This is a genomic window from Streptomyces sp. NPDC002104, assembly GCF_053593795.1.
In genome coordinates this window covers 1-4,527 of record NZ_JBSFDF010000110.1, presented here as the reverse complement: position 1 = coordinate 4,527, position 4,527 = coordinate 1, and the positions used below count along the sequence as shown (strand labels likewise).

At 68.6% G+C, this 4,527-nt stretch carries 5 protein-coding genes and 1 pseudogene; 2 read left to right on the top strand and 4 right to left on the bottom strand.

Going from position 1 to position 4,527, the window contains the following annotated elements:
- Positions 1 to 222 precede the first annotated feature (222 nt).
- Positions 223 to 576: a hypothetical protein gene (locus tag ACWCP2_RS38080; protein ID WP_450913113.1), complete on the top strand. Its 354-nt coding sequence runs from the start codon at positions 223 to 225 to the stop codon at positions 574 to 576.
- A 43-nt stretch (positions 577 to 619) separates the two neighbouring features.
- On the opposite strand, the gene ACWCP2_RS38075 is transcribed toward ACWCP2_RS38080, so the two are convergent.
- Together ACWCP2_RS38075 and ACWCP2_RS38070 are read right to left on the bottom strand one after the other, a co-directional pair.
- Positions 620 to 1,087 carry an N-acetyltransferase family protein gene (locus ACWCP2_RS38075; RefSeq protein ID WP_450913112.1) on the bottom strand — a complete coding sequence of 156 codons (468 nt, stop codon included), beginning with the start codon at positions 1,085 to 1,087 and terminating at the stop codon, positions 620 to 622.
- A 571-nt stretch (positions 1,088 to 1,658) separates the two neighbouring features.
- Positions 1,659 to 1,835, bottom strand: coding sequence for a DUF6959 family protein (locus tag ACWCP2_RS38070; RefSeq protein ID WP_450913111.1), 177 nt, complete (start codon positions 1,833 to 1,835; stop codon positions 1,659 to 1,661).
- Positions 1,836 to 2,155: 320 nt separating this feature from the next.
- Between ACWCP2_RS38070 and ACWCP2_RS38065 the strand changes: the two are divergent.
- A pseudogene (locus ACWCP2_RS38065) lies at positions 2,156 to 2,299 on the top strand (IS5/IS1182 family transposase); the annotation flags it as partial.
- A 561-nt stretch (positions 2,300 to 2,860) separates the two neighbouring features.
- On the opposite strand, the gene ACWCP2_RS38060 reads toward ACWCP2_RS38065, so the two are convergent.
- Both ACWCP2_RS38060 and ACWCP2_RS38055 read right to left on the bottom strand, forming a co-directional pair.
- Positions 2,861 to 2,992: a hypothetical protein gene (locus ACWCP2_RS38060; RefSeq protein ID WP_450913114.1), complete on the bottom strand. Its 132-nt coding sequence runs from the start codon at positions 2,990 to 2,992 to the stop codon at positions 2,861 to 2,863.
- Positions 2,993 to 3,149: 157 nt separating this feature from the next.
- Positions 3,150 to 3,722, bottom strand: coding sequence for an AAA family ATPase (locus tag ACWCP2_RS38055; RefSeq protein WP_450913110.1), 573 nt, complete (start codon positions 3,720 to 3,722; stop codon positions 3,150 to 3,152).
- Positions 3,723 to 4,527: the final 805 nt, after the last annotated feature.

The window sequence follows — 4,527 nt, the reverse complement described above, 5'->3', positions numbered from 1 at the left end:
AGGGGGGACCCTGTGGGAGAGTAGGACGCCGCCGAACAATCATTGTGGGAAAGCCCCGCACCAACCCGTTCAGGGTTCGGTGCGGGGCTTTTCTGCGTTCACGGGGTTCTTGGACCCTGACCCGCTACAGAAACTCCGTAGCCGTCGAGATCGACCCGCGGGTACCGTCCGGTGACGAGCTGGCCCTGCCGGCCGGCCCACCACCTCCCGAGGGCGATTCGCATGACGAGCCAGCCAGCAACGACGACCCTGTGGCGCCCCACCGGCCCCGAGGAGCTGGACCTAGTCCGCGAGCTCGACTGGCGTGCCTGGCCCCCTCGGCTCCCCGAGCAGCCGATCTTCTACCCGGTCCTCAACGAGGACTACGCGATCAAGATCGCGAGGGACTGGAACGTCCAGCACAGCGGCGCCGGCTTCGTGACCCGATTCGAGGTGGAGTCGGAGTTCCTGACCCGCTATCCCGTCCAGCAGGCCGGGGGGCGGACGATCCTCGAACTATGGGTCCCCGCAGAGGAGTTGGACGAGTTCAACGCGCACATCGTGGGCGAGATCGAGGTGGTCCACGAGTTCCGCTGAGCAAGCGCGGCCGGCCTGCCTGTCCTCTGCCTGGGCCGCCGCCTCAGCGGACGCCGGCGGACGTCCCGCTCCTGTCCTGGCGCGGCCAGACGTAGCGGACATCGGGTTCGCGCTCCTCATTGCGGAGCCCGTCGGTACGTTCGACCGCGGTGAATCCGTGGCGCTCGTAGAACCGTTGCGCCGGGCCGTTGGCCTGGAACGTCCACAACCCCAGCCCGTCCGGCCGCCGCTGCTTGGCCAGAGCGATGAGCCGGTCGCCCAGACCCTTTCCGCGCCAGGACGGCTCGAGGTAGAGCTGTTCCAGTTCCTCGCCGTCGAGTACGAGCAACCCCGCTACGGTGCCGTCGGCAACTGCTATCCAGGTCTCGTACTCCGGCACGACCACGGCGGCGAACCAGTCCCGTACGTCGTCGTCGCCGTGCGCAAGACGCACGGTCGGCAGAGCGGTTCTGAAGGAACGCAGCCAGGTGTCGGCGATGGCGGCGGCATCGGAGTCGACAGCCTGCCGCACTACAAGCTCAGTCCTGTTCACAGCGGGGGACTACCGCAGATGAACGGCTCCTGCTGCACTCGGATGTGATACCGCCCGGTGAGTCGCTCGCCTGCGGCAGGCATCCCGCCGCAGGCGCTGTTGGCCAGGCCCGCGCCTGGGCATCGCGCGCTGCCGGCCCATGGTCCGCCGGCACCCCGGGCTTGCCTGACCGCGGTACCGACGGACTGCCGGTGCCCGTTGGCGCCCGGCGTGTAGTGCCCGGGATGCGGCCGCAGTGCGGGAAGGCCGAACCCGACGATTGCGGCCTGTGCGGGCGAACCCGCGGATCGGCTGAGGTGAGTCACGCTCCACTTCCCTGATCCTGTCGGCAGCAGACGGCCGGTGTGGTCGCCGATCAGGGTGAGGACGGCGCTCTTGGACAGCTTGGCCGGCTGATCTGGCACCCAGAGGTGAGGGACCAGGGCGTCAGGTCGAGCCAGTTCCTGAGCCGCTTCCGCAGGCAGGCATGCATGCAGGCACAGGCAGAGGTTGTGCCGCGGGGGAGTCGATCCGGCATGACGGCCCCTACGCGCGTGGTCCGCAGGGACGCTTAATGCCATGCGCTTCCAACGCACTCTCGTGGCGTCCAGCAGTTCGTCGAACCTCGCTGCGGATGCTCGACAGCGAGCCACCCTGGATCAGCACCTCCCGGGGGGCGACGCGGGGGTAGCCGCACGACCGCGTCGTTACCTGCATCCGTGAACAGCTCAGCCTCAATGAGTTCCATCGGAGGCGCGGTCACAGCCGTGGAAGCGACTACCTCCCCTGCACCTCGCTCCAGTTGCTCCGCGTCTGGACCGAGTAGGGAGCGACCGAAGGGCAGCTCGTGTCTAGCCGGGGAGATTCGGTGAGGAGGTCTGGGGCGCCGCTGAGCGCCAGGTGGCCGACTAAAGAAAGCACCAACAGCGGGTTGGACCAGCAAGATGCGCCTGGCCTCGGTCTGGGCCCGGCACGGGCAAGTCCGGTGCGGGGCATTGGTGACAGGCGCATCGAACGCGCGCAGGATGGACCTGCCCGAGTGCTTCGGGTCGTGGAGGGGGGCCCACAGCCGGCCGGGCGTACTCGTCCCGCGCGGTCCGTTCCGACCTGCGTCGGCGCGGGATCGGCGTGGTGATCCTGCAAACCGCTGACCAAGCTGTGAACCGTAAGCGACTCGGCAGCCGTGGTGGCAGGCCGCCGGCGTTCGACCGCTGGGTTGCGTGACTCCGCCGCCGGTTGATCGTGCGGTCCACGTGGGGCGGGGTGATCTTTCGGATGGGGCGGGCCGTCCAGGCTGACGCGGGCGCTGAGGGCCGGATCGGCGACTGGAGCAGGGTGAGGGCGGACTCCGCCTCCTGCCCGGCTCGTCAGCACGCGGCCGGAGCCCAGTCCCGCCCGCCGAAGGTTGCCGGTAGGAGAAGCACTCCGGTCCGTCACCGGGCAGACGAGGCCCTGGGCCGTTCAGGAGGCGGGCTGGCCTGCAAGATCGATTTGGTGGGCAAGGACGGACTTCGCCCACTCGCCTACGTCATCACGCCGCCCGGTCAATGGGGTGATGCTTCGCGGCTGAGCAACGTGGTGGAACTGATCCGGGCTCCGCAGCCCGCCGGCGGACACCGGCGCCCTCGACCCGATCGCCTTGGGGGCGACGAAGCCCATTCACGGCGGCGCCAGAAGGGCCTGCGTCTCTCACGGCGCGGTCACCGTGGCCTCGATACCGCTCTAGCTGGGCACGTGAGTCCCGCGCGCCGCTACTCCAGCATCCGTTCCGCATCATCCGGGACCCAGGGAAAGGGGACGTCGGGCCACCGTGTGGCCCCACGCGTCGAGGTCGACAGCGAGAAGGGCATCCAGGAAGGGCTGCGGCGGCCGGCAGCTGTGGGCGGTGACGTAGTGCGTGACCAGGAGCGGAGCGGCATAGTTCAGGCGGGTGTACGCCGGGCGCGGTCAGGGCCTGGTGTTCGCCCGAGAAGACACGAGGCAGCAGCCGCCCGCCAACCCAGCGAGTTGCGGGGGATGTTGTGGCCGCCGCTGTCGTGGACCGGTTGGTCCACCGCTGTCTCTAGCGGGCGCGGGCTTGGCACGGTGAGGCTGCGGGTTCGGGGGGCGTGGAGAGCAAGGGGCGGAGTTCCCTGGCGACGGAGCCGGAGTCGACCGGGCGGCTGGTGTCGATGGTCCTGACGGGGCCGCCCAGTGAGAGCGGGCCGGGGTGGGATGCCCAGGCAGTGACGCGGTCGTGGATCTGTTCGAGGGTGAGGTCCTGGTCGAGGTGGCCTGGGTGGCGTTTGCGGGTGCGGAAGCGTTCGGCGACGACGGGGGCGGGGCAGTCGCAGAACACCTCGACCAGGTGGGCGTCCAGCTGGTGCAGTCGGCCGGGGGCGGTGTCGTGGTGCCACCAGTTCACGAGTACGGCGCGTCCGGCCTCGGCAGCGAGGGCCAGCAGGATGTCGTCGGCGGCCCGACTCAGTCGGTGGCGCCAGGAGTGGTCACCTACGCCGAGGGAGTCGTAGAGCGACTCCAGGATCACGTCCTTGTCGATGAGCGGCAGCTCGAGATGTGCGGCGAGCTCGCGGGCCAGTGTGGTCTCTCCGCTTGCCGGCAGACCAGTGACGATCACGAAGGAGTTGTCGATCACGGCGACAGTCTGTCGGGTCGAGTGAGCGAGTGCGCTGGGCGGGTGGGTGGGTGGGTGGAGTTGACCCGTTCCGCCGCGAAGCGGCGGCCGGCTTGGACGTTCTCGTACTGACGGAGAGCGGGGCCTCGTGACCCGGTGACCTGGCCCTCGACTTGTCCTGAGCTCAGAACGACGTCCGGCGATCCGGCGCGGGAGAGTGGTGACGTCGACGGTTCGGCCGGGTCGCCGCACCGCAGTGTCCTCGTTTGCCGCCCGGGCAGGACGTCGTGTCCCTCGAGCAGGGCGAGCTCGGCAAGAGCCAGGGCCCGCACCGCCCCTGGCTCTACGCGTGCGGAGGCCCGCAGGCGCTGGGGACCCTGATCCGGCGCCCCTGTTGGTGTCCTGGCCGGGGAGCCGGTGGCCGCGATCCATGACCTGGAGGGCTTCTGGAGCCGACGGGCAACGGGCCCCTACAGCAAGGGATGTGCTGTGTCGCGCCGATTTTGACGGTGCAGGGGGCTTCATGTAGAGTCAAACGGTTGCCTGGAACTGGACAAGTTCGGCAGCCGGCCCCCAAAGGAGCAATTCAGAGTGGGCACCCTCGACTCCTCATCCAGGAATCTGAAGCCGGGAAATCCGGTGGAAAACTTCTGATAGAGTCGGTCTCGCCGGAAAGGGAAACGCGAAAGCGAAGAACTGGAAAGCGAATCCCGCTGACTGGGAATCGGACACGAAAGAGTCTGATAGAGTCGGAGACACAAGAACGAAGGAAACGCCCGGAGGAAAGCCCGAGAGGGTGAGTACAAAGGAAGCGTCCGTTCCTTGA